Origin of the sequence: Micromonospora sp. NPDC047134, from assembly GCF_040643455.1 — a bacterium.
Taxonomy (GTDB): Bacteria; Actinomycetota; Actinomycetes; order Mycobacteriales; family Micromonosporaceae; genus Micromonospora.
In genome coordinates, this window is record NZ_JBEYUI010000024.1 from 1 (window position 1) to 25,575 (window position 25,575).

The following is a 25,575-nucleotide window of genomic DNA, read 5'->3' on the forward strand; positions in this document are numbered from 1 at the left end:
AACACCTGCCGATGCCCGAACGTCACCACACCCGGCCTCGCCACCAACACCTCCAGCACAACCAAGATCAGTTGCACTGAACCCTAGAATCCGCCATCTCCACAGTGCCGCCAACCTCATGATCAACGGGGCTAGGCGCGGAGGAGGTGGGTGAGGGTGGTGATGGCTTGGTCGATGGCGGGGTCGGGGACGTCCATGTGGGTCACCAGGCGGGCGGTGCGGGGGCCCAGGACGGAGATCAGCAGGCCCTCGGCGCGGGCCGCTGCGGCCAGGGTGGGGGCGTCCAGGGGGGTTTTGGCCAGGTCCAGGGGGACCAGGTTGGTGCGTACCGGGGCGGCCAGCACCCCGAACGGGGCGATCGCCTCCGCTAGCCGGGCCGCCTTGGCGTGATCCTCGGCGAGACGGTCGATGTGGTGGGCCAGGGCGTACCGGCCGGCGGCGGCCAGGATGCCGGCCTGGCGCATCCCGCCACCCATCCGCTTACGGATCACCCGCGCCCGCTCGATCTTGTCGGCGGCGCCGACGACCAGCGAGCCGACCGGCGCGCCGAGCCCCTTGGACAGGCAGACCGAGAGGGTGTCGAACAGCCCACCGTAGGTGGCCAGCGGCACCCCGTCGGCTACATGAGCGTGCCAGATCCGGGCCCCGTCGCAGTGCAGCGCCACCTGCGCCTCGTCGGCGACCTGCCGCAACCGCCGCAGCGTGTCGAGGGGGATCACCCCGCCGCCGCCACGATTGTGGGTCTGCTCCACCGCGATCGCCCGGGTGGGCACCGCCCAGTAGCCGTCGGGACGGATCATGCCGGCGACCACGTCGGGGTCCACGTCCGCGCCCACCGCCGACCACGTCCGCGAGGTCATTCCGCCGTACGCGGCAGCCGCCCCCATCTCGTACGTGATCACATGGGCGTCGGCGTCGCAGAGCAACTCCGCCCCGGGCGGCACCAGCAGTTGCAGGGCGATCTGGTTGGCCATCGAGCCGGTCGGGCAGAACAGCGCTGCCTCGTGACCGAACAGCGCGGCGACCTCGGCCTCCAGTGCGTTGACGGTCGGGTCCTCGCCGTAGACGTCGTCACCGACCTCGGCGGCGGCCATCGCCTCCCGCATCCCGGGGGTGGGCCGGGTGACCGTGTCCGAACGCAGATCGATGAGATTCTCAGCCACGGTCATTCCTTTCGGCCGCCGACTGCGGGGCTCGCAAGCTCACTCCTCGCGTCAGCCACAGTGTCACCTTCCGGCTGCCGACTGCGGGGCTCGCAAGCTCACTCCTCGCGTCAGCCACGGAGCATCTCCGCTACGAGGAAGGCCAGTTCCAGTGACTGCTGGGTGTTCAGGCGGGGGTCGCAGGCGGTCTCGTACCGGTCGGGCAGGTCCAGGTCCTCGATGCCCTGGGCGCCGCCGAGGCACTCGGTGACATCCTCACCGGTCAGCTCGACATGCAGGCCGCCGGGGTGGGTGTCCAGGCTGCGGTGCACCTCGAAGTAGCCCAGCACCTCGTCGACGATCCGGTCGAAGTGCCGGGTCTTGTAGCCGTTGGAGGACTCGTGGGTGTTGCCGTGCATCGGGTCGCACTGCCACACCACCTTCGCCCCGGCGGCGGTCACCTTGGCCACGATCGGCGGCAGGGCGTCGCGTACCTTGTGGTTGCCCATCCGGCTGATCAGGGTGAGCCGCCCGGGGATGTTCTCCGGGTTCAGCTTCTCGCACAGCTCGATCGCCTCGTCCGGGGTGGTGGTCGGGCCGAGTTTGACCCCGATCGGGTTGGCGATGCGGGAGATGAAGTCGATGTGGGCGCCGTCGATCTGCCGGGTGCGCTCGCCGATCCACAGGAAGTGCCCGGACAGCCCGTACGCCCGACGGTCGGAGACCCGGGTCAGCGCCCGGTCGTACTCCAGGGCCAGGGCCTCGTGGGAGCAGTAGAGAGTGACCGTACGCAGGGCATCGTCGTCGGTCATCCCGCAGGCCCGAATGAAGGCCAGCGCCCGGTCGATCTCCCGGGCGATCGCCTCGTACCGTTCCCCGGCCGGGGAATTGCGTACGAAGCCCTTGTTCCAGTCGTGCACGGCGTGCAGGTCGGCCAGTCCCCCGGCCAGGTAGGCGCGGAGCATGTTCATCGCGGCGGCCGAGTTGGCGTACGCCCGGATCATGCGTTGCGGGTCGGCGACCCGGGCCTCCGGGGTGGCCTCGAGGGAATTGATCATGTCGCCGCGGTAGGCCGGCAGGCCCCGGGCGTCCGTCGGGAGCGACCGGGGCTTGGTGTACTGCCCGGCGACCCGGGCCACCTTCACCACCGGCAGCGAGGCGCCGTAGGTGAGCACGATCGCCATCTGCAACAGGGTGCGGGCGTTGGCCAGCAGGTGACTCTCGGTGTTGTCGGCGAAGGTCTCCGCGCAGTCACCGCCCTGCAGCAGGAAGGCCTTGCCCTCGCAGACCAGGGCCAGGCGCTGCCGCAACTGGTCAACCTCGTAGGGGGCGACCACCGACGGGACCCGGTCGAGCACCTTGCAGACCTCGGCCACCTGGGCCGGGTCCTCCCAGGGTGGGGTCTGGGCGCGGGGCAACTCTCGCCAGCGGTCCAGGCCGAGGGCCTCGTCCTCGGCGGAGTCGACGGTCGGACGGCTGGTCTGCAACACCGGGCTGCCCACCGCCGGATGACTCAACTGATGCCACTCATGCCGCATGACAAGAAGCGTACGGCGGCCTGCGCGCCTACCGCCCATCGAGGGGCCGGGTTCCGGTAACTGGACGACCGTGAACGTTGTCGCAGGTCAGGGCGTCGGGGCGGGTGCCGGGCTGTGCCCACCGGGGCGCTCGCCCGAGATGCACCAGTCCAGCCCCTCACGGGTGACTGTGAACAACAGTCCCCGGTCCGCCTTGCGCTTACCCACCGTGACGGTAACCACAGTGCTCACCTCCTGCCCGAGGGGGCCCGGGCGGATGTCGGTGATCTCGGTCTGGGCCACCGTGAAGTGGTCGGCGAAGTCACCGTTCGGCCCGGTCGCGGCCTCGTCGAACGACTCGTGCAGCACCGTGCAGAGTTGGCTGCGCCCGGCCACCACGTCCTTGACCACCATCGCGTCCAGGTACGCCTGTACCCGCTCGCGGGACTTGGCCAGGGCCTCCTCGGCGGGTGCCCGACCGGGTTGCTCCGCCGGTTCCTTGTCGCCGCCGATCAGTCCGCAACCGACCAGGGCGAACGGCACGGTCGTGAGCAGGGCGAGGGCGGCGCAGCGCCGGTGAACCCGCATCGTCACCTCCCGATCTGCGGACTTTGCACCGTCCGACCGGCGAGTCTGTCACACCCGCCTCGGATGCAAGGAAGGGCCCCTTATTATCGCCTTTTGCATAGGAAGGGCCCCCTATTAACACGCGGCAAGATCGGACTGCCGGAGTGTTAACAAGGGGCCCCTGCTCTACCGCAGGCGTTAACAGGGGGCCCTTCCTTACATCTAGCCGAGGCCGCCGCGGATGGCGGTGATCAATTCGCCGTTGCTGGTGTCACCGGAGAGTTCCCAGAAGAAGGCGCCGCCGAGGCCCTGGTTCCTGGCGTACGTCATCTTGCCCCCGATGGTCGAGGGGGTGTCGTAGCTCCACCAGTTGCTGCCGCACTTGGCGTACGCCGTGCCGCCGACGGTGCCGGTGGCCGGGCAGGTGTTCTTGAGCACCTTGTAGTCCTCGATGCCCTGCTCGTAGGTGCCCGGGGCGGGGCCGGTGGCGGTGCCGCCCGGTGCGGTCTGGGTCACCCCGGTCCAGCCCCGACCGTAGAAGCCGATGCCGAGCAGCAGCTTGTTGGCCGGGATGCCCTTGCTCTTGAGCTTCTGGATGGCCGCGTCCGACCAGAAGCCCTGTTGCGGGATGCCGGAGTACGAGTAGAGCGGCGAGTGCGGGGCGGTGGGGCCCTGCGGGTTGAAGGCGCCGAAGTAGTCGTACGTCATCGGCATGATCCAGTTGAGGTGGGTGGAGGCACCGGCGTAGTCGGTGGCGTCGATCTTGCCGCCGTTGCTGCCGTCCGCGGTGATCGCGGCGGTGACCAGGGCCGACGACCCGAACCGGGTACGCAGCGCGCCGGCCACGTTCTTGAACGCGTTCGGGCCGCTGGCGTCACAGGTCAGACCGCAGGCGTTCGGGTACTCCCAGTCGATGTCGATGCCGTCGAAGACGTCCGCCCAGCGCGGGTCCTCGACCAGGTTGTAGCAGCTCTCGGCGAAGGCGGCCGGGTTCTGCGCGGCCTGGGTGAAGCCGCCGGACCAGGTCCAGCCGCCGAAGGACCAGATCACCTTGAGGTGCGGGTACATCTGCTTGAGCTTGCGCAGCTGGTTGAAGCTGCCCCGCAGCGGCTGATCCCAGGTGTCGGCGACCCCGTCGACACTCTCCGCCGCGGTGTACGCCTTCTCGTAGTCGGCGTAGCTGTCGCCGATGGTGCACCGGCCGCCGGTGGTGTTGCCGAAGGCGTACAGGATGTGGGTCAGCTTCGACGCCGAGCCGCTGGTGTGGATGTTCTTGACGTGGTAGTTGCGGGCGTAGACCCCCCACTGGACGAAATAGCCGACCACCTTCTGGCCGCTCGGCGGCGGGGTGGTCGGGGGCGGGGTGGTCGGCGGGGGTGGAGGCGTGGTCGTCGGCGGCGGGGTGGTCGGGGGCGGGGTGCCGCCGCCGCAGGCCACGCCGTTGACGGTGCAGTTCAGCGGCGCCCGGTACCCCCCGGTGCCGTTGTAGCCCCAGCTGAAGGAGGCGCCCGGCGCCAGGGCACCGGCCCAGCTCTTCTTGACCGCCACGTAGCGGTTGCCGTTACGGGTGACGTCGGCGTCCCAGGAGCTGCTGATGCTGGTGCCCGAGGGCAGCTCGAACTCGATGCGCCAGGTGCTGACGCTGGCACTGGAACCGTTGGTGATGGTGACCCTCGTTTCGTGACCGGTGCCCCAATCCTGCACCCGGGCGAACGAGGTGGTGACACTTCCGGCGCCGAACGCCGAGGCCATCGGGACCGTGGCGACGGTCACCGCGACCGCGGCGCCGACCCAGAGGGCCCGGCGGAGCGATCTCTTCATGTGGCGCCTCCAAACAGTTAGGAAACTTTCCAAATTGTTGAGGAGACGCTACTCACGCGACCACACTTCGTCAAGATGTAGATGTATCGATTGCTGACCCGGAGAGAAACCACGTCGTTCGCTGTTACCTGGCGGTAGACGCCGCCGCGCGGCATGATCCGGTACGGCGGCATCGGCGGTACCCTCGCGCCATGTCCGTCTTCGACACCCAGATCAACTCCCTGACCGGCGGCCCGGCCGATCTCGCGCAGTACCGCGGGAAGGCCCTGCTGGTGGTCAATGTCGCCTCCCGCTGCGGCCTCACCGGCCAGTACGCCGGTCTACAGGCCCTTCAGGACGAGTACGCCGACCGTGGGCTGGTGGTGCTCGGCGTCCCGTGCAACCAGTTCGGCGGCCAGGAACCGGGCAGCGCTGCGGAGATCAGCGAGTTCTGCCAGGTCAACTACGGCGTCACCTTCCCGCTGACGGAGAAGGTCGAGGTCAACGGCCCCGACCGTCATCCCCTCTACGCCGCCCTGGTGGACACCCCGGACGCCGAAGGCCACACCGGGGACATCCGGTGGAACTTCGAGAAGTTCCTGATCGCCCCGGACGGCACCGTGGCCGCCCGTTTCGATCCGACGGTCACCCCGGAGGACCCCACCCTGCGCACCACTCTGGAGAAGATCCTGCCCTGACCCTCCACCAGGGGCGTAGGTTCGACGGGGAGAGCCGAGTCGATGGAGGTGGACGTGTCGGTCGTGGGCCTGATCGGAAGTGGACACATCGGAGGCACCCTCGCGCGGTTGGCGGTGGCCGCCGGGTACGAGGTCGTGCTGAGCAACTCGCGTGGGCCGCAGACCCTGTCCGGCCTGGTCGAGGAGTTGGGGCCGAGGGCCAGCGCCGGCACGGTCGACGCGGCGGCTCGGGCCGGTGACCTGGTGGTGGTCAGCATCCCGCTCAAGTCGTACCGGTCCGTGCCGGCGCAGCCGCTGGCCGGCAAGGTGGTCATCGACACCAACAACTACTACCCGCAGCGCGACGGCCAGATCCCCGAGTTGGACGAGGACCGGGTCACCAGCAGTGAGCTGCTGCAACAGCATCTGCCCGAGGCCCGGGTGGTGAAGGTGTTCAACAACATCTTCTTCAAGCACCTGCTCACCCTGGCCCGACCCGCCGGTGCGGCGGACCGCAGTGCCCTGCCGATCGCCGGTGACGACGCCGAGGCCAAGGCGGTCGTCACCGGCTTCCTGGACCGGATCGGCTACGACGCGGTCGATGCCGGCAGCCTCGCCGACAGTTGGCGGTTCCAGCCGGACACCCCGGCGTACGGCACCATCTACGCCGCCGACCCGGTCAACTGGGAGCGGGAGGCGCCCGGCGACGCCGACACGGTGCGTGCCGCCCTGGCCGAGGCCAAACGGGGCTGACCGGTGGCCGCCGCCGACCTCAGGCGGTGACCGGCCTGTCGTCGGCGGCGGCCCGCAGCCCGTACCAGCCGATCGCGGCCACCAGGGAGACCTGCAACAGATAGTCGATGATGACGACCGCGCGGCCGAACTCGGCCAACGGCAGCACCACGAAGATCACCGCGTAGACCAGGGCGGCGACGACCACCGGCCGGGGCATGGTCCGGGCGATCAGCGCGCCGACCAGGGCCAGCACCATGCCCACGACGATCGCCAACTGGCTGCCGATGATGGCCGGGATCACCCAGTCCAGCCGGTCGTTGAGGACCTCGAACAGCGCCCGTCCCTGCGGTTCCGCCAGCACGGCCGGATCGGCCGCGTAGGCGAAGGGGAGCACCTCTGCGGTGATCGCCAGCGCGAACACCACCCCACCGAGACCCACCAGGAAGGCGCCGATCAGGTTCAACACCCCGGCGCGGCCCTTGGCCAGCCGGACGATGAAGACCGCGGCGGCGATCCAGGAGACCGCGTACGCGGGACCCCCCAGGTAGAGGCTCATCGGCCAGTAGGCCGACCCGCAGGCTCAATCCTCGGAGGCACCGGCCCGGCGGGCCCGCCACTCGGGTGCCAGCAGCGACCAGATCTCGAGATCGCGTCGTCCCTCCGGCCCCGGTGACACCTCACGCAACACGCCGTCGCGGCGCATCCCTAGCCGACGGGCCACCGCGATGCTGCGTACGTTGCCGGCCAGAACCCGCCACTCGACCCGGTGCTGTCCCCGCTCGTCGACCGCCCAGTCGATGAGCCGGCTGACCGCGCGAGTGACCAGCCCGCGTCCCTCGGCGGCCGGTTCAAGCCAACAGCCGGCTTCGCAGACTCCCGTATCGGCGTCGAGCGACACGAGCAGCACCCCACCGACCAGCCTGCCGTCGGACCAGATGCCCCAGATGCCGCCGTCGTCGCGGGCCCACCGCTCGGCGTACCGCTGCAGCACATGCCGCGCCCTCTCCAGGTCGGTGGCGATGAAGGCCGCCGGCACCCAGGGGGTCATGCTCTGCCGGGCCCGGTCCAGGTTGGCCAGAAACTCCTCGGCATGCCACGGGTTGAGCGGACGCAGTTCCGCGTCCTCGGTCAACGAAATGGCGAACATCAGCACCCTCCCCGTAAACGGCCGGCTGCTCACTGATCGTGATCTCGCCGGCCACCTGAGCCATCCGATCATGCTGCGCCGGCGACAGGGCCGTGCCACCGTACGCCGGTGGCGGTGCGCGCAGCGCCACCGAGAGGGCGTCCTCTCGGTGGCGCTTGGAGCCTATAGATCATCCTCCGCCCCTACGAGCCCGGCGGATGGGCCGCCACCAGCGAGCGCCACGACGCATGCCGCCTGTCGCCTTGTCGTCGCCGGAGATGCCCGTGTCGCTGCCACGAAGAGGCCACCCGGCAAACGCCACCGAACAAAGGGTTGTCGCCGAATGTCCACAAAGGTCACTGAACGGCGCGGCCGGTGGGTGCCGACACTCTGACCGATGGCTCAGGATTACCGGCGCTGCCGGTCCCGCCTCGTCAGCGGACGGCCGACAGGCATGAGTACGCCCACCCAACCGAACCAGGAGCCCGTAGCGTGATCAACAGGTACCCCGGAAGCTGCGGCAAGTGCCAGAAGTGGGTCGAAGCCGGCGCCGGACAGGCGATCAATCTCGGCGGCCGTTGGAGTCCCCACCACGACGAATGCGTACCGGTCAGGACGGCTCCGCCGCCGGGGACCCACCGCGGGTGGCACGACCTGCCCATGGTGGGCTTCGACATCGAGGCCACCGAGGCCGAACCCATGGACGCCCGCATCGTCTCCGCCGCGCTGGTCCACTCCGACGGCACCACCGCGCGGTGGCTCATCGACCCGGGCGTGCCGATCCCGCCCCGCTCCACCGAGATCCACGGGATCACCGACGAGATGGTACGCAGTTCCGGGCAGCCGGCCACCGAGGCGCTGACCGAGCTGAGAACGGCCATCGACAAGGTGATCGCCGACGGGACCCCGCTCGTCGCCTTCTGCGCCCCCTACGACGTCACGGCGTTGCACACCGAGCTGGCCCGGCACGCCCTCGCACCGCTGGACTGGGACCGCGCCGTCATCATCGACCCCTCGGTCCTGCACGGCGAGGTGGAACCCCGCTGGTACGGCGGCAGACGGCTCGAAGATCTGTGCCGGTACTACGGCGTCGACCTCGTCTCCGCTCACGACGCCGCGAGCGACGCCCGCGCCGCTGCCGAGATGGCGGTGTCGATCGCCGCCCGGCACGAGCGGATCGCCCGGCTGCACCCCGAGACCCTGCACCAGGCACAGATCACCTGGTACGCCGAGCAGAAGCGGGAGCTACAGGCAGCCTTCGACCGGCAGGGCCGCGACGAGACGGTCAGCCTGGAATGGCCGCTGGAGACCCGCCGACGCCGATGACGTCCCCCAGCTTGAGCCTCGGCCGGCCGCCCCTCGTCCGACTGACCGTCAGGCGGGGCGGCGGCCGCCGAAGCCGCAGTCGGCGCGGTGGTACCAGCGCACGTCGGTGTCCCCCTCCAGCCAGCACCAGAGGACCTGGCGGCCCGCGCGCTCACCGGGGAAGTCGAGCAGCACCGGGGCGACACTCTTGATCTCGATGCCGTGCTGCCCGATCTCGTCGCAGATGGCGTGCAGCCGTGCCTCCAGGGCCTTGGCCTCGGGCCGTCCGCCGAGTGCGCTGAGCCCGTGGTTGGCCAGATCGCACTGCAGCTCGGTCAGGTCGGCACGGACCCGGATCAGCTCGTCGATCCGGGGGCGCAGGGTGGCCACCAGGTGCCGGGCCTGGGCGAGAGTGAACACCGCGCCAGTATGCGTCACCCGGATACCTCCGCGGTACCGGCGCTGGGGCATGATCGACTCCGTTTCGCCGATCTGGCGGTTTCGTCGGCGCGGGGAACCCGCCGTATCGGCGTAACGGAGTGGATCACCGTGGGCCGCCGGGGGCCGCTATTCGGCCTGGGCGGCCAGTTCGCGGGCCCGGTCGCGGGCCGCTTCCAGGGCGGCCAGCAGTGCGGCGCGTACGCCGTGATTCTCCAGCTCGCGCACGGCGGAGATGGTGGTGCCGGCGGGTGAGGTGACCGCCTCGCGCAGCTTCACGGGATGTTCGCCGGAGTCACGCAGCATCACCGCCGAGCCGATCGCGGTCTGCACGATCAGGTCGTGCGCCACCTGGCGGGGCAGGCCGAGCAGGATGCCGGCGTCGGTCATCGCCTCCACCAGCAGGTAGAAGTAGGCCGGGCCGGAGCCGGACAGGGCGGTCACCGCGTCCTGCTGGCTCTCCGGCACCCGGATGGTGGAGCCGAGCGGCTTGAACATCTCCTCGGCCAGCGCCAGGTGCTCCCCGGTGGCGTACGCCCCGGCGGAGATGGCCGTCATCGCCTCGTCCACCAGGGCGGGAGTGTTGGTCATGACCCGCACTACCGGGGTGCCCTCGGGCAGTCGGCGGCTGAAGAAGCTGCTGGGCAGGCCGGCGCAGAGGGAGATCACCAGTTTGCCGGCGGGCACCTTCGGGCCGATCTCGTCGAGCAGTACCGCCGCGTCCTGGGGCTTGACCGACACGGCCAGCACCTCGGCCTCCTCGACCGCGGTGAGGTTGTCCACCACCCGTACGCCGTAGCGGGCGGTCAGTTCCTCGGCGCGGGCCGGTCGACGGGCGGTGGCCAGCAGGCGGTCCACCGGCCAGCCGGAGCGCAGCAGCCCGGACAGCATCAACTCGCCGATCTTGCCTGCCCCGATCACCGCGACCGTGCGCACTCCGGCTGACACCTGTGGCACCCCCTCTGAAGATCGGCGTCGCGGCGGACCGGGTGGCCCGCCGCGACACCGGAACCACGATCAGCTGCCGAAGAAGACCTCGGCCTCGAGGTAGCGCTCCAGCGGGACGGTCTTCAGCTCCCGGGTGGCCTCGGCCAGCGGAACCCGGACGATGTCCGTGCTCTGCATGGCGACCATCTTGCCCCAGTCGCCCTCGTGGGCGGCGTCGATCGCCTGCAGACCCAGCCGGGTGGCCAGCACCCGGTCGAAGGCGGTCGGGGTGCCGCCGCGCTGGATGTGCCCGAGCACGACCGTGCGGGCCTCCTTGCCGGTCTTGGCCTCCAACTGCTCGGCCAGCCACTGGCCGATGCCGCCGAGCCGGACGTGGCCGAACGCGTCCAGCTCCTGGTTCTGCAGGACCATCTGGCCCTCCATCGGCTGGGCGCCCTCGGCGACCACGACGATCGGGGCGTACTGGTGCTGGAAGCGCTTCTCGACGTAACCGGCGACCTGCTCGACGTCGAAGGCCCGCTCCGGCAGCAGGATCACGTTGGCGCCGCCGGCCAGGCCGGCGTGCAGGGCGATCCAGCCGGCGTGCCGACCCATCACCTCGACCACCAGGGTGCGGTGGTGGCTCTCGGCGGTGGTGTGCAGCCGGTCGATCGCCTCCATCGCGATGTTGACCGCGGTGTCGAAGCCGAAGGTGTAGTCCGTGGCGCCGAGGTCGTTGTCGATGGTCTTCGGCACCCCGATGACGTGGACGCCCAGCTCGTGCAGCTTGGTGGCGACACCCAGGGTGTCCTCACCGCCGATGGCGATCAGCGCGTCGACGCCCTGGGCGGCAAGGTTCTCCTTGATCCGCTCGACGCCGTTCTCGATCTTGAAGGGGTTGGTCCGCGAGGAGCCGAGGATGGTGCCGCCGCGCGGCAGGATCCCCCGGACCTCCGCGATGCCCAGCGGGCGGGACAGGCCCTCCAGCGGACCCTTCCAACCGTCCCGGAAACCCACGAACTCGTGGCCGTAGCTGGCGACGCCCTTACGGACCACCGCCCGGATGACCGCGTTGAGGCCGGGGCAGTCGCCGCCGCCGGTGAGCACGCCGATACGCATGATCGCTCATCCTCCTGGGAGCATCTGGTCAAGCCCGATCAAGCCCCAGGATATGCGTCACGTCAGACCTTCGGCGCCGTTGCCGGCCCGGGGCGGGCCGTCACTGCGACTGTAGTCGGCGCTGGTACGACCGGACACCGCGCCCCACTACCGGCCAGTAGCCTCATCAGGGTGCACACCGACCACCGCCGGTGCCGACCCGGCGGTGCCGAGCAGGTCCGTTCCGCGCAGACCCGCGCGGTCCCAGCAGCGGGCCGCGGTGACGTGCACGGCCACCAGGGTCAGTCCCGCCGTGGCCGGCCCCTGCGGGAACCACACCGCCAGCTCGGGCCGCCAGAGCCGGGCCGCCCGCGCCGGGTCGTGGTCGTCGCGGGCGGTGCCGGACAGCGAGGCCCGGACCTGCTCCCCCGGGTCGGTGAGGCTGACCTCGACCTCCGGGTTGACCCGGAGCTGACGGACCGTAGCCGACCGGGAGTACGCGAAGAACCACAGCTCACCGGCGAACGCCGCCCGTTGCAGGAGCATCGGCCGGCCCACCAGCCGGCCGTCCAGCGAGATCGTGGTGAGGGTGCAGGTGCCCGCGGCCCGGATCAGCTCGGTGATCCGCTGCCGGGCCGCGCGGACGGCGTACGGCTCGTCACTCATGCTGACGCCCGCCTCATGGCGATGCTCCCTCGGGTCGACCACCGTCAGGGCGAACCGGTGCCCGCTGCGTGGCCGGCCAAACCTACGATCCGGTCATCGCCCGCCACCGGGCCAGGTTGTGCCGGGCGTCGACCAGGGCGTCATGCCGCCCGGACTCGGCGTTCGGCAGCCGTGGCCGCCCCCGGTCGTCCCACAACTGGCGCAGATCCTTGGTGAACCGGGGAATCTCCCTGGGCAGGGCCGGCATGGCGCCCCACAGTTGGGCCAGCGCCACATGGTCGTACGCGGCGTACCAGGCCCACAGCTCCAACTCCTCCCCGGCCGCCCAGGTCTGGATCGGCTCGACCAGGAAGTCGTACAGGTCGTCGCGGATGCGCTCGCGGGAGCGCCAGGCGCGGTCCGCCGGGGAGGGCAGCTTGTCCAGCACGTTGCGGCGAACCCAGGGCACGGCCCGGGAGGCGTCGAACTCGGTGGAGACCGCGTAGAACTCGCGGCCCTGCTCGTCGACCACACCGATCGACACCAGTTCGACCGTACGGCCGTCCTCGATGAATTCGCAGTCGTAGAAATAGCGGTAGACCATCCCGGCCATCCTCGCTGACGCCCCTGTCGCCCCGGCGGGCGGGGCGAGCCGGGAGCGCTACCACACCATCTGCAACGGCGACATCGCAGCTTAAGCTGTCACAGAAGTGACTTCAGGGGTGTACAGCACGCGACCGGACCGTCATGATCTGATGTGTACCGCTGCCGGACGCCGAACGGGTGTCGATTCGCCTAGTCAGGGGCCACCAGGCTCTCCCGGTGAGCGATGTGGTCCTTGACCGGGGGAGGGGTGGGGCCGTGGAGATGCGCCTGCCGGAGCCGGGCGACGCGCTCACGGGCGTGGAGATGTTCGCCGGCCTGGAACCCGAGGTACGCCAGCGGGTGATAGCCGCTGCCGTGCCGAGGACGTACCGCAAGGGTCAACTCCTGTTCGTGGAGAACGACCCGGGCGAATCGCTGATCGTGCTGCGCCGGGGCGCGGTGGCGGTGTTCCGCACCGCACCGACCGGTGAGCGGGCGGTGTTGTCGGTGATCCGACCGCCGGATGTGCTCGGCGAGGTCTCCCTGCTCGACGCCTCCACCCGGTCCGCCTCGGCGGAGGCCATCGAGGACTGCACCGCCCTGGCCCTGTCCCGGGGCGCCTTCATGGAGCTGGTGCACTCGAACCCGCGCATCCTGGACGCGGTGATGCGCTCCCTGGGTGGGCTGATCCGCCGCCTGACCGAGCAGAACGCCGATCATGTCTTCCTGGACCTGCCCGGTCGGGTCGCGAAGACCCTGGTGCGACTGGCCGGCGAGTCGCAGGCACCGATGATCACCATCGAGCTGAACCAGAGCCAGTTGGCGGAGATGGCCGGGGGTTCCCGGCAGAGCGTCAACCAGGCGATCGGCTCGTTCGCCAACCGGGGTTGGCTGCGTACCGAGGGCCGTCGGATCGTGGTCACCGACGTGCCGGCGCTGCGTCGCCGCGCCGGCATGAGCGAGCGCTGACCGGCAACAGCAGGCCCGGAACGAAGCGGTGGCGTCGGAAACTGGGTTTCCGACGCCACCGACTTCTGCTGTGACCAGGGCAGATCGCCCGTTTCGGCGATGATCAGGGCTTGGTGCTTCCCGGCCCGGCCCAGTCGGTGCCGCCCGGTCCGGCCCAGTCGGTGCCGTCCTTGCCCTTGCCCGGCACCTCTCCGACGATTCCCTGGGCCTGAAGCTGAGCCAGGGTCGCGGCGTCCACGTCCACCGAGTCACCGGCCGAGTGGGTGACGCCGTTACCGTCGGTCCAGTCGCTGCTCAACATGACGTACACCATGAGGCTGTCCCCCCAGATAAACGATCAACGAATCGGCTTCTGAATCTAGCCGTTGCGCCACACAACGCACTGCTCGGAGGAGTGTCCACAAACCAACAGCCCGGTACCCGACACTCCTCTGGGCAGCGATACTCGGTCCTGCCCCCGGCAATCAGGGCTCACCAGTGGAGGGTGTCATCGCCACTCAGTGTGATCGTTGTGGACGCACCGCCGCCGACGGTGACCGCTTCTGCGGTGGCTGCGGAGCGGAGCTGGGTGCGGTCTGTCCACACTGCCTGCGCCCGCTGGCGACGGATGTCGCCTTCTGCACCTCGTGTGGGGCGCCCCGGGCCGGCAGCGGTCGGGCCCCGGCCATCCCCCAGGAGGACCGCCGTCGGGTCAGTGTGCTCTTCGTCGACCTGATCGACTTCACCCCGTACGTCGAGCGGGCCGACCCGGAGCTGGTCCGGGGGATGCAGACCGGGTTCTTCTCCGCCGCCCGGCGGGTGGTCGGCCAGTACGGCGGGGTGGTCGAGAAGTACATCGGCGACGCGGTGATGGCCCTGTTCGGCGCGCCGGTGGCCACGGAGACGGACGCGCTGCGGTGCGTACGGGCCGGGTTGGAGCTGCAACGGGTGCTGACCCGTTTCGCGCCCACCGGCACCGACGGGCTGCGCTTCCGGGTGGGGGTGGCCACCGGTGAGGCCCTGGTCGACGTGGCCGCCGCCCGCGACGGCGGACAGGCGATCGTGGCCGGGGACGTGGTCAACACCGCCTCCCGGTTGCAGTCCGTGGCCCCGCCGGGCGGGGTGCTGGTCGACGGCGCCACGTACGCGCTGACCCGGGACACCATCCGCTACGACGAGCAGCCCCCGGTCACCCTGCGCGGGCGCTCCGCCCCGACGGAGGTGTGGCTGGCCCTGGCCGCGGTACGCCAGCAGCCCGCCGACCGGGAACCGGACGCCACCCCGTTGATCGACCGCGAACATGAGCTGGGCATGCTGGTCAACGCCCTGCACCGCAGTCTGCGCGACCGCCGTCCCCAGGTCGTCACCGTCTTCGGGCGGGCCGGCATCGGCAAGAGCCGGCTGGTCCGGGAACTGCACCGGCACACCGCCCGGCTGGTGGACGAGCCGCTGACCTGGCGCATCGGGCGCTGCCCGCCGTTCGGGGAGAACGTCACCTTCGCCGCGCTCGCCGACATCGTCAAGGCCGAGGCGGGCATCCTCGACACCGACCCGGCCGGCACCGCCGCCCAGCGGCTCGCCGCAGCCGTCGGTGAACTGGTCGGCCCCGGCGAGCGGGACCGGGTCGCCGACGCACTGCGCCCGCTGGTCGGTCTGCCCGGCACGTCGTTGCCGGCCGAGGAGGCGGAATCGGCGTGGCGAAGGTTCCTGCTGGCGCTGGCGACCCGCCGCCCCACCGTGCTGGTCTTCGAGGATCTGCACTGGGCCGACGACGCGATGCTGCGTTTCGTGGAACTGCTCGGCGCGGCGGCCCGGGACGTGCCGCTGCTGCTGCTCTGCACCGCCCGCCCCGAACTGGTCGACCGCGACCCGAGCTGGGCGGGGACGATCACCGGCTCGGTGACCATCACCCTGCCGCCGCTGCGCGACACCGGCATCGCCGCGCTGTACGCGCACATGTTCGGCCAGGCCGCGTTCTCCGCCGACCTGCTCACCCCGCTGATCGAGGTGGCCGGCGGCAACCCGCTCTACGCCCACGAGTACGTCCGGATGCTGATCGAGCAGGGTGCGTTGCGCCAGTCGGGGCGGGGCTGGTCGCTGGAGAAGCATCTCGACCTGCCGATGCCGGAGAGCGTGCACGCGGTCATCGCCAACCGGGTGGACCTGCTCGACGCGAAGGACCGGGCGGTGCTGCTGGCGGCGGCCGTCGTCGGCGTGCAGTTCTGGCCGGGGGCGGTGGCGGCGGCGGTCGGGCAGCCGGTCGAGGCCGTCGAACGTGCCCTGCGCCGGCTGGAACAGCGCGACTTCGTCCACGAGCAGGCTGCGTCCACCATGGCCGGTCAGCCGGAGTACCGCTTCCGGCATGTGCTGGTACGCGACGTCTGCTACCAGCGGCTGCCGCGTACCGAGCGGGTGGCCCGGCACGACCGCACAGCCGACTGGCTGGACACGTTGTCGCAGAGCCGGGACACCGACCTGGCCGAGGTGCTGGCCCATCATCGCTGGGCAGCACACGAGATCGCCCGGTCGCTGGGCATGGACACCACCCGCTACGCCGGCCCCGCACGGGCCGCGCTGCACCGGGCGGCCCGTCGGGCGTACGCCCTGCACGGGCTGGACGCCGCCGCCGGTCATGCGGGCCGGGCGCTCGGGCTGGCCGACGACTCCGACCCGGTGGGACGGCTCCAACTGGAACTGCTCAGCACCGAGATCTCGTTCTACCGCGACGGCAACGCGTTCCTCTCCGGCGGTGGGTCCGAGCAGATGCAGACGTTGGCCGACCGGCTGCTGGCCTACGGCGACGAGGCGTGCGCGGCGCGGGCCTGGACGCTGTTGGGCCAGGCGGCGTGGCTGCGCGCCGACCGGCAGGCGGCGCTGGCCTGCCTGAACCACGCCGTACGGCTGTTCGATCCGCTGCCGGACAGCGCCCAGAAGGCGGACGCCTTCGCCGAGCTGGGCCGACTGCACATGCTCAACTACGAGCGTGACCCGGCGGTGGCGGCGGCCGACACCGCAGCCGAGATCGGCGAACGGCTCGGGCTGACCGAGACCCGCACCAACGCCCGGATCACCGCCGCCACCGCCCGCTACCAGGCCGGCGACCGGTCCGGCCTGGACGAGTTGTACGCGATCGTGGAGTTCAGCCGGGCGCAGCAACTGCTGGCGCTGCCCCGGGCCACCCAGAACCTCGCGTACGCGGTCCGTGAGGAGGGCGACTGGCTGCGCTCCGACGCCCTGCTCTCGGCGGCCCCGGCGCGAACCGCGAGCGGGCAGACGCTGACCACCAGCTACTCCGGAGAGGCGATGCGGGCCTGGTTCGAGGGTGACTTCGGCCGGCTGCTCACCGCCGCCGAGGCGTTCGTGCACACCCCGACCGGCAGCTGGGACATGCAGGTCCGGGGCTTACGGTCGTGCCTGCTGGTGCTGCGCGGCCGACCGGTACCGCCGCCCGCCGGTCCGCCCGCCAGACCGGAGGCGGACCCGCAGCCGGCTGCCGATGCCGCAGCCTCACCATCCGACGTCGCCGGCCCCACACCGCTTTCGGCGGGACAGGCCCCGCCGCCGTACGACGATGTGGCGGCCGCGCTGGACACCGCTCGGCGCAGCGGCTTCCACCGGCTGCACTGGACGATGCTGGCGATGGGCGCGCTGTGCCGGGCGGTGCAGGGGCGCACCGACGAGGCCGCCGCCCTGGTCGACGAGCTGGCCGAGGCGTGGACGAAGGTCCCGGCGCTGGCCAGCGGCGAGTGGATCGCCGCGGCCGGTTGGGCGGCCACCCTCGCCGGTCGCAGGTCCGCCGCGCGGGTACGCGCCATGCTGGGCCAGGTGGGTCACCGTACACCCTGGTCGGAGGCGACGCTGCGGACCGTGACGGCCGCCCTGGCCGGCGCCGACGGCGACCACCGGCACGCCGCCGAGCTGCACCTGGCCGCCGCCGAGATCTACGCCGGTATCCCCGACGTCACCGACCGGATGTTGTCGCTGACCTTCGCGGTACGGGAGTTGACGGCGGGCGACGACCCGGTCGCAGCCGGCCCGCTGCTGACCGAGCTACGCGCCTTCGCCCACCGCAACGCCGCGCCGGGCCTGCTCGCCCTGGCTCACCCCCCGGCCGGCGCGCAACCGCTCGCCAGCTGACCGCCACCGGACGCCGCCCAGCCACTCTCGCTGCGCTGGGCGGGTCCCGGGCTACCTACCCGGGACCCGCCCAGCGCCGGAGCTTCGTCCAACCTGACTGATGGATCGACGCCTACGATCGATTGCCATCGTCCTCAAGCGTCAAGTTGCGCCCGGAGGCACCCATCGTCAACGCCCCCAACCTCGGGGTTTCTTCAGCCATGCCGCAAGGATGCCGATCGGGCCAACAACGAAGCCGAGCACAGCGAATCCTGCGTGTCGAACGCCCTTTTGTCGAGCGATTCGGTCACTGACGTAGGCACACACGATGCTCACAATGAGCAATATGCCACTGACGAGAGGTCTTCCAGTCACAGTTCCTCCAGTCGTTGCCCCGCTCCGTCAGCCACTGGAACTACCACTACCCCACCGACTGGTGACAGTTTGATCACCCCAGAACACGATGCTCAGCACAGAACGAACTCTCTCCTGACGCTGGTTGAAGTACCGGTACTCCCAGTATCCACCCCTGCATCGACGCTCAATTTTGCGACGGGACCGGTATTGGTATTTGATACTGTCGATGGTAACGACACCGAAGCCACCATACCTACCGACGGTCTCCTTGATAAAGGCCTTCATCCGGGAATTCAGCTTGTCGTAACGCGACGAGATCCACCTCGAATAACTCCAGGTATCGTACGCGAAGTGGCGCCATTTCTTGTTCTTCTTGGTGGCACAACATGGACTCCTCTTCTTGGCGCCACCGTCGTCCGGCCTCGCACCGCCGATATCCGTCCGGTTCACCGGATCAGCGCACACATAATCATACGCACTGCAACTTGCCCCCTGGATGGGGTCCATCTGGAGGAATCGGCCGGTGACCGTGTGGTAAAGGCGGACGCCCATCAGGATGACGTCCCCCATCGCCTCACCGGAGCGTTGTTTGCCACCCAGCCAGCCGTACCGCTGTTTGGCCTGGCCAGCCATTGGCACGCCGAACTCGTCGTGATCGAACAGCTCCGGCTCGGTCAGCTCGGTGTTCACCGTCGCCACGATGCCACCGTGCAGGTTCATCAGTTGCAGTACGACATCGCCGGTCGCCGAGGTGGTAGCGGCCAGGTCGTTGTCCGGACCGAACACGTTTCGGGTCAGGGTGCCCGCAGTAGTGTCCTCGATGATCCAGCGCGGGTTGTCGGTGTCGTCGCCGTAATGGTTCAGCTTCGACGTCGCGCCCACCCAGTTGCCGTCGACGAACGTCTCGGTGGTGAAGGCTCGGAACCGGTGCGCCGGATCCAGGGTCCAGGTCTGGCGCGCGTCGTCCAGTTGCTGACGCTGCACCAGGTCGTTGGTGTAGTAGCTGTGGGCCAGACCCCCCGGAAGCCCCGTGACGCGGCCGAAGGTGTCGTACACGTACCCGTCGTCAGTCAACCGGTCCGCAGTGTCGTACGTGTGGCTACGCGTCGCAATCGCCGTCGACTCGTCACACTCGCCCTCCGAGGTCGGAGCGAACAGCGAACTGCCGGTCCGGTTCGTCCGATCGTCATAGGCGTACGCCCGGGTAACGCAGCCCTCGGTCATCGCGCTGTCGTGTTGCGCCCGGATCAGACGCCCCAGCCGGTCATAGCGGTAGGTCTTGCTGCCACCGGTGTAGGTCTGCTCCAGCCACTGACCAGTAGCGTTGGTCATCACCGACTCGGAGAAGATGATCTCGCCGTCGGAATCGCGGGTGTACGTTCGCTCCACCGGCTGCAGGTTCACGTCCAGCCGGTCTGTCCGGGTCAGCCCACCGGGGTACTTCAGCTCGATGATCTGACCGTCCGGCGAGTATTTCGCCGAGAAGGTGCCCGCGATGCTGTCGGTGACGCTGGTCAGCAGACCCCGTGGCTCGGCCACCCGGTCGTAGGCGAACGTGTTGTAACCAGTCGGGTCCGACACCTTCATCTGCTTACCGAAACGGTCGAACTCGGTGACGGTGGTCCCACCGTCGGCGTCGGTGTACGACGCGAGCCGGCCCAGCAGGTCGTACTCCCGACTGATGGTCGCCCCATCCATTGTGGTGACCGTGGCGTCACCCGAGGTCGGGCTGTAGGTGATCGTCGCCGTCGGGATCGGTACGCCCTCGTCGGAGGTAATCGCCTTGCCAATCACCCTGTTCGCGGCATCGAACGTTGTGGTGACGGTTCGGGTCTTGCCGGCCTCCGTCTCGGTCACGACGGCCTCGTCGCCATAGCGCGTGTAGGAGACGATCCGCCGGACCGGGAGGTTGGTGGTCATGCGGGCCGGGTCGTGCCCGGTCACCGCACCGGCGGCCCGGGTCACGCACGGCTTGCCGCTCCACTCCGGCTTGTTGCCGCACGCGCTGTCCTTGCCGTTCGGGCCGGCCGTGTAGTGGATCGCCTCCCGCGTCCCGGCATCTGATCCGGACGAGCCGACCCCCACCACCTTGACCGTCCGGCCGGTGGCGTCATACACGACCCCGGAACTCAGGTTGTTGCCACCCGGCGTCGCGTCGACCGTCTGCCTCGTCGACTTCCTCAGCGTCCAGCCGGACACCCCGCCGTACTCGGCACCGTAGCTCGTCGCGGTGATTCGTACATCGCCATCGGGGTAGCCGACAATCTGGACACCCGACTTCTCGGTGGTGACGAGGTGATAGGTGGCTCCGTCCGGTTTGCCTTCGTCGTAGGTGTTGACGGTGCGGGCTCGGCCGATGACCGTCGCGCCAGCGGGAATGGCCTCCAGCGGCCCGCTGCCGTCGGGGTCTGCCAGCGGGTTCTCCAACACCAGTGTCGAGGTCGGCCCGACGGTCTCCAGCAGATCGATGCCGTCGGTGCTGTAGGTATTGACAGTGGACAGGGCCAGGGCCCGGGTGGCGGTGTCGGAGCCGGCCAGGCCCAGCTCGGCGAGGTAGGTGTCGGCGTTCGGCAGCACGCCGAGGGCCAGTGCCCGGTCGGTGGCTTCCAGGGTGCGGATGACGTTGCCGAACCGGTCGTACTCCTGGGTGTCGATGTGACCCCCCGGGGTCGCGGTGTTGACCTCCTTGCCGCCGGCGGCGAGGTAGTGGACGGTGGCGTATGGGTAGCCGATGCTGCCCGGCGCGGCCGGGGTGGCGCTGTTGCGGCCGGGGTCGTCCTCCGGTCCGAAGATGGCCGTGGCGTCGGTGGGCAGGTCGACCTGGCCCCACGCCGCGATGGCGGTGGCGTTCAGGTTGTACGGACCACCGCCGAGTTGCGTCAGCGGGACGTTGTAGACGATGTTGGCAGCGATCTCACCGTCGGTGACGGTCTTGGAACCTTGTTGCAGGGCGGTGCGACGGACGCGGAGTAGTCGGCCGGCGTTCTCGTCGCCGGCCAGGTCGGCGACCTGGTCGTCGGTGAGGGCCTTGCCGTGGATACGTACGTCGTCGATTTCGCCGTCCCAGACGTTGGCGGCGGCGCCGGCCCACTTGGCGCGGCCGATGACGTAGTTGCCGGTGGCGTTCCAGCCGCCGACCGCGGCGGTGGTGCTCTGGAGTACGCCGTCGACGTAGAGCTTCATCCGGCCGCTGGCGGTGTCGTAGACGCCGGTCAGGTGGGTCCACCGGCCGGCGACGGGCGCGGTGTTGGAGGTGGCCCGGATCGGGGTGGCGCTGTCACTGTCGGCGCTGACCCGGGAGAAGGCCCACCGGTCGTCGGCGGCGACGTAGTTGAGGAAGAAGCCGCTGGTACGCGACCCGTCCTTGGACACGGCGGTGCGGTTGGCGGTCTTGTTCTTCAGGCGTACCCAGGCCGAGACGGTATAGGAGGAGGTGTTGGAAAGCGCCGATCCGGAGACGCTGATCTGCTGGCCGGAGCCGCCGGTGAAGACTGCGGCCCGGTCGGCGGGGTTGTCAGGATCGTTGCCCTGACCCCAGATCACGCCGCTGGCCATGGTGCCGTTGCGTCCGTTGCCCGAGGAGTCGGCGACGGCGGTGCCGGATCCGGCGTCGAGATCCCAGCGCAGTGCCGCCGAGTCGACGTCGGGGTTGCCGTGATCGAAGTGCCACGGCAATTGACCGGCCGGGGTGACCTTGACGACTCGGCCGTCGGCGTACTCGTAACTGGTCTTCAGTGCCGGGGTGATGCGGGGATCCCAGACCTCGCGGAGCTGGCCCAGGTTGTCGTAGGCGTAGCGGGCGATATGGGTGGCGGTCACCGCGGACGTGTCCGGATCCCAGGCCCAGAGTTTCACGCCGGTGACCCGGTCGATGTGGTCACCGAAGACGGTCGGGCTCAGCCCTGGGGTGGTGGCGGTGGCGTACTCGTACTCCAACACCTCGCAGCCGCGGACCAAGGTGGCGGCGGCGCAACTGTTGGTGTCGTCGACGCCCGGCTCGACCGGGTTGATCACCTTCTTCAGCAGTAGCCGATCACCGCTGGTCTCGTAGGTGTAGCGGGTGGTGGTGTCGGCTTCCGCCGTCCACGATGAGGTGGCCGCCCATACCCCGCCCTGCTGGGTGAACTCGGTGATCGAGCCGTCCAGCTCGGACAGCCGGTACACGGTGCTGCCCACTCGGCTCAACTCCATGCCCTCCGCACCCGGCTCCGGAGCGAACGTCGTCCCGTCGGCGTTCTTGGCGAAGGTGATCCAGCCACCGTCCGAGGTGTTTACGATCGCCAGGGACGGTTCGGGCAGTTCCAGCGTGGTGTAGTCGACGTCCGCCGCGCCACCGGTGGCACCGCCGTTCCAGGCCGGCCCGAAGGGGGCGACGATCTCGGTGAAGGAGAGGTTGTCCCAGTAGACCCTGCGGCCGGAGCCGCCCTGGGCGCCGTTGTAGAGCCGGAAGAACGCCTCGGTGGCGCCGACGGGGACGGTCATGTCCACCGACAGTTCCTGCCACCCCTCGGTGTAGGCGGCCATCGGCGAAACGACCTCGGTGTAGGTGCTGCCGACCCGGTGGATACCGACGATCCGCAGCCCCCGATGGGTGTTCTCGGGGACGAGGCCGGTCGCGGCGGGCACGAAGATCCACCCGGTCATCCGGTACGTCTTGCCGGCGGTCATGCCCAGCCGCATCGCGCCGCCGTCACCGCCGACCGCCACGTAGGTGTCGTTGCTGCTGGTGGTGACCGGGGTGATCTCCAACGAGTCGGCCGGGGTGGTCTCGCCCTGACCGCGTGCGGTGGAGCGGACCGCCGACGAGGTGGTCGGCACGGTGAAGCCGGTCAGGTTGGTGGAGATCTGCTCTTGATTCGGCGTCAGCCGCTCGGCCATCGGCAGATAGCCATCGCCACGCTTGCGTGACGAGGACACCCGGGACACCGACAGGCCCAACTCGTCGGCGTCGGTGGCGGACAGCGAATAGTCGCCGGAGAGCAGGTTGACTGATCCCGGACCGACCTCAGTGGTGGCCGCGCTGGCTCCGCTGGAGTCCACGGTCACCTGCACCCACGGAATCGTGTACGCGGGGGTGCTACCGCTGGCCGTGTAGAGCCGCGCCCGCACCTCCACCACACCACCGGTGAGGCCGAGGGTGTCGGTGGCGTTCCAGATCGCGTACCCGCCCAGCGATGACAGGGCGACCGGGCTGGCGGCGGTCGCGAAGATCGGCGCGCCGGTGGCCGAGGTCAGGTTCGCCGACGGGATCGGCAGCACCGCACCGCCCGGTCCTCGCCGGTACTCGAAGTAGGCCCGGGTGTAGCCGGTCACCGGGGTGGTGACCTCCAGCTTGGTGCGCTTGACGATGGTCGCGCCGGGCAGTGGCTGCGCCAGTGCCGCATCACCGGCGGAGAAGACGTACATGTTGGGATCCGACAGGTTGCCCGCCGAGTCCTTGGCCTGCACCGTCAGTGTGCGCTGGCCGTCGCGGGGGCGCAGGGTCACCGACTTGGCGCCGGTGGCCGCGACCGTCGTCGCGCTCGCCTCGTAGTCGAGCTTGTAGACGAACGCGGCCAGGTCGGTGGTGCCGGCCGCCGGAGTGAACGTGAACGTGTCAGGTGCCTCCGCACCACCGTGCGGCTGCCCGTCGTCGAGATAGATCGTCGCCGATACGAACGGCACCCCGGGCTTGGTGGTGTCCACTGTCAACGTGGTCCACCCCGTCCAGGCACCGTAGGTGTGCGGGTCCTTGCCGCGCACCCGCCACTCGTACTCGGTGCCGTTGACCAGGTTCACCGGCACTTGCCAGGAGGCGGTCGACCCGTTGGTCCACGCCGGGCTACCCGACCGCAGCCCCGAGGTCGACACCACGGCCAGGGTGCTCTTGTTGCGTACCTCGAACTCGGCCTGCAACGTCTGCCCCGCGTTGGCGTCGGCCAGCTTCGCCGACAACGTCGGCCGCAACGACGCGGTCCGCGCCCCCGCCCCGCAGGCGGTGTAACACGGCGCGACGGCCAGCGCGGTGGGCGCCGTCGGCGTGCTGTTGTAGGTGATCGTCACCAGCGGCGGACGGGTGCCCTCGGCGGAGTCGAACTTCTTCCAGCCGGCGGTGGCCGACTCGGAGGTGGCGCGCAGCATCACGCTCGCACTGGACAGGCTGTTGTCGGCACTATGCTGCAACGCCCCGCCCACCTCGATGTAGACGTAGCCGTCGTTGCAGGACGAGTTGTAACCCTTGGTCTCGGTCGACGTACCGACCTTCGCCCGCGCCGTCGGCTGGTTGGTCCACCGCACCGTCGAGGTCACGTTGTCGGTACGCCACGCCTCCCACGACGCCGCCGTACACGACCAGGAGTGGAAGTTCCACAACCGCAACTTCGCCGTGATGATCTTGCTGCCGGCGAAGCCCGTCGTGTTGAACCGCAGGTACGAACGCGCGGTGAACGAACCGCCGTCGTTGGAGTAGCCGAGGCGCAGTTCGCTGGCCCCGGACTGGTCACTGGAGAACGAGTTCTGCACGAACGCGTCGAACGCCGGCGACAACGACGTCGGCGGGTCGATCGTCACCGGGAAGGTCAGGTCCTCGCGGGCCAGGAATTCCGCGTCCGGGGTCAACTCCAGCACCGTACGGCCCTTGCCGGCCGCCTTCGTACGCAGCTTGACCGGCGCCACGTTGAGGTGCTGGGCGGAGTGCGGCGAGACCTCCGCGTCCCACATGATCGGCGTCTGCGCCCGACCGACCTGCTTGCCCCGGGAGTTGCGCAGCACCAGACCGCCCATGCCGTCACCGGCAACGGTGAGCTTGCCCGTCCGCATCGACAGGGTCAGCTTGCGCACCTGCGCCAGCCCGGCCCGCTCCTTCACCACGAAGTGCTGCTCGAAGCCACTCGCGTGCGCGTGGAACACCAGATCGACCCCGGGGCGGACCTGCGGGTAGGTGATGGTCCGGCCGTCGAGGACCGGCTCGGGCAGCGGACCGTTCCAGGCCAGCGCCGACTGCTCCGCGCCGGAGCCCAACGACACCACCTCGTGCTCGCCCTCGGCCGAGGTGCCGCCGGCGAAAGTGAGGTCGCGGGCGTGTGCCTTCGGCGCCACCGTGCCGTCGGCCCGGCGCTCGAGCGTGAGGTCCACCGGCACCCAGGTGCTGTCCCCCCGGCGCACCCGCACCGGGGCGAGCGCCTGCTCCTGCGTCATGGTGCCGTCCGGGTTGGCGAAGACCTGCACGGTCTCCGACCGCCGGTTCGCCACCTCGACCCGCTCACCGCACAACCGCGCGGCCACCGCCGCCGACACCTCGTCCGGCCGGTCCTCCGGACACGCCGACTTCGGCTGTGTGATCGGTTTCGGCTCGGCGGCCGGCGCGGCCACCGCTCGATCAGGCCGAACAGGCACGTCCGACATGGTCATCGCCAGCAGCACCGCCAGCGCCACCACCACGATCCGTCTCGCCCAGCGGACGGATCCGTTGCCCGCGAACGCGACGAACACGCCGCCACGCACCCACTGTTCCGGCACAGTCAGCCTCCCCGTAAGGCAGAACCCAGCGAAAGTCAGCGCAGCCTATGGAGAGCGGCGAATGGGATCAACACATTGACGGATGACGTTGTGAA

General features: G+C 69.9%; 18 protein-coding genes. 5 read left to right on the top strand and 13 right to left on the bottom strand.

Annotated features, from left to right (window positions below):
* Positions 1 to 131: 131 nt before the first annotated feature.
* From ABZ795_RS23835 to ABZ795_RS23850, 4 genes are all read right to left on the bottom strand, one after another.
* Positions 132 to 1,163, bottom strand: coding sequence for a GntG family PLP-dependent aldolase (locus ABZ795_RS23835; RefSeq protein ID WP_357531940.1), 1,032 nt, complete (start codon positions 1,161 to 1,163; stop codon positions 132 to 134).
* Positions 1,164 to 1,273: 110 nt separating this feature from the next.
* The gene (locus tag ABZ795_RS23840) at positions 1,274 to 2,680 is read right to left on the bottom strand and encodes a class II 3-deoxy-7-phosphoheptulonate synthase (RefSeq protein ID WP_327024809.1); all 1,407 of its coding nucleotides are present in this window, start codon (positions 2,678 to 2,680) and stop codon (positions 1,274 to 1,276) included.
* Between the two features lie 87 nt (positions 2,681 to 2,767).
* The gene (locus ABZ795_RS23845) at positions 2,768 to 3,247 is read right to left on the bottom strand and encodes a hypothetical protein (RefSeq protein WP_357531941.1); all 480 of its coding nucleotides are present in this window, start codon (positions 3,245 to 3,247) and stop codon (positions 2,768 to 2,770) included.
* Positions 3,248 to 3,448: 201 nt separating this feature from the next.
* Entirely contained in the window at positions 3,449 to 5,047 is a 1,599-nt protein-coding gene (locus tag ABZ795_RS23850; protein WP_357531942.1) for a glycosyl hydrolase family 18 protein, read from the bottom strand.
* Positions 5,048 to 5,238: 191 nt separating this feature from the next.
* Between ABZ795_RS23850 and ABZ795_RS23855 the strand changes: the two genes are divergently transcribed.
* Both ABZ795_RS23855 and ABZ795_RS23860 read left to right on the top strand, forming a co-directional pair.
* Entirely contained in the window at positions 5,239 to 5,724 is a 486-nt protein-coding gene (locus ABZ795_RS23855) for a glutathione peroxidase (protein ID WP_357531943.1), read from the top strand.
* Between the two features lie 42 nt (positions 5,725 to 5,766).
* Positions 5,767 to 6,456: an NADPH-dependent F420 reductase gene (locus ABZ795_RS23860; RefSeq protein ID WP_357531944.1), complete on the top strand. Its 690-nt coding sequence runs from the start codon at positions 5,767 to 5,769 to the stop codon at positions 6,454 to 6,456.
* A 19-nt stretch (positions 6,457 to 6,475) separates the two neighbouring features.
* On the opposite strand, the gene ABZ795_RS23865 is transcribed toward ABZ795_RS23860, so the two are convergent.
* Positions 6,476 to 6,994, bottom strand: a complete 519-nt coding sequence (locus ABZ795_RS23865) for a hypothetical protein (RefSeq protein ID WP_357531945.1) — start codon at positions 6,992 to 6,994, stop codon at positions 6,476 to 6,478.
* Between the two features lie 24 nt (positions 6,995 to 7,018).
* On the bottom strand, positions 7,019 to 7,585 hold the full coding sequence (locus tag ABZ795_RS23870) for a GNAT family protein (protein ID WP_357531946.1): 567 nt from the start codon (positions 7,583 to 7,585) through the stop codon (positions 7,019 to 7,021).
* A gap of 471 nt (positions 7,586 to 8,056) precedes the next feature.
* Between ABZ795_RS23870 and ABZ795_RS23875 the strand changes: the two genes are divergently transcribed.
* Positions 8,057 to 8,890, top strand: coding sequence for an exonuclease domain-containing protein (locus ABZ795_RS23875; protein WP_327024800.1), 834 nt, complete (start codon positions 8,057 to 8,059; stop codon positions 8,888 to 8,890).
* 48 nt (positions 8,891 to 8,938) lie between these two features.
* Here ABZ795_RS23875 and ABZ795_RS23880 read toward each other — a convergent pair whose 3' ends face one another.
* The 5 genes from ABZ795_RS23880 to ABZ795_RS23900 all read right to left on the bottom strand — a co-directional run bounded on the left by ABZ795_RS23880 (position 8,939) and on the right by ABZ795_RS23900 (position 12,581).
* Complete coding sequence (locus tag ABZ795_RS23880; protein WP_357531947.1) at positions 8,939 to 9,307, bottom strand: DUF2203 domain-containing protein; 369 nt, start codon at positions 9,305 to 9,307, stop codon at positions 8,939 to 8,941.
* Positions 9,308 to 9,436: 129 nt separating this feature from the next.
* On the bottom strand, positions 9,437 to 10,255 hold the full coding sequence (gene proC / locus ABZ795_RS23885; protein ID WP_327024798.1) for a pyrroline-5-carboxylate reductase: 819 nt from the start codon (positions 10,253 to 10,255) through the stop codon (positions 9,437 to 9,439).
* Positions 10,256 to 10,324: 69 nt separating this feature from the next.
* Positions 10,325 to 11,353, bottom strand: coding sequence for a 6-phosphofructokinase (locus tag ABZ795_RS23890; protein WP_327024797.1), 1,029 nt, complete (start codon positions 11,351 to 11,353; stop codon positions 10,325 to 10,327).
* Positions 11,354 to 11,500: 147 nt separating this feature from the next.
* A complete protein-coding gene (locus ABZ795_RS23895; RefSeq protein ID WP_357531948.1) occupies positions 11,501 to 11,998 on the bottom strand; it encodes a pyridoxamine 5'-phosphate oxidase family protein in 498 nt (165 codons plus the stop codon).
* Between the two features lie 82 nt (positions 11,999 to 12,080).
* The gene (locus ABZ795_RS23900) at positions 12,081 to 12,581 is read right to left on the bottom strand and encodes a polyadenylate-specific 3'-exoribonuclease AS (protein WP_357531949.1); all 501 of its coding nucleotides are present in this window, start codon (positions 12,579 to 12,581) and stop codon (positions 12,081 to 12,083) included.
* Positions 12,582 to 12,838: 257 nt separating this feature from the next.
* On the opposite strand from ABZ795_RS23900, the gene ABZ795_RS23905 reads away from it, so the two are divergent.
* Complete coding sequence (locus ABZ795_RS23905; protein ID WP_327027030.1) at positions 12,839 to 13,531, top strand: Crp/Fnr family transcriptional regulator; 693 nt, start codon at positions 12,839 to 12,841, stop codon at positions 13,529 to 13,531.
* A 103-nt stretch (positions 13,532 to 13,634) separates the two neighbouring features.
* Here ABZ795_RS23905 and ABZ795_RS23910 read toward each other — a convergent pair whose 3' ends face one another.
* A complete protein-coding gene (locus ABZ795_RS23910; RefSeq protein ID WP_327024794.1) occupies positions 13,635 to 13,832 on the bottom strand; it encodes a hypothetical protein in 198 nt (65 codons plus the stop codon).
* A 176-nt stretch (positions 13,833 to 14,008) separates the two neighbouring features.
* Between ABZ795_RS23910 and ABZ795_RS23915 the strand changes: the two genes are divergently transcribed.
* Positions 14,009 to 17,647, top strand: coding sequence for an adenylate/guanylate cyclase domain-containing protein (locus tag ABZ795_RS23915; RefSeq protein WP_357531950.1), 3,639 nt, complete (start codon positions 14,009 to 14,011; stop codon positions 17,645 to 17,647).
* 381 nt (positions 17,648 to 18,028) lie between these two features.
* On the opposite strand, the gene ABZ795_RS23920 is transcribed toward ABZ795_RS23915, so the two are convergent.
* On the bottom strand, positions 18,029 to 25,480 hold the full coding sequence (locus tag ABZ795_RS23920) for a LamG-like jellyroll fold domain-containing protein (RefSeq protein WP_357531951.1): 7,452 nt from the start codon (positions 25,478 to 25,480) through the stop codon (positions 18,029 to 18,031).
* Positions 25,481 to 25,575 lie beyond the last annotated feature (95 nt).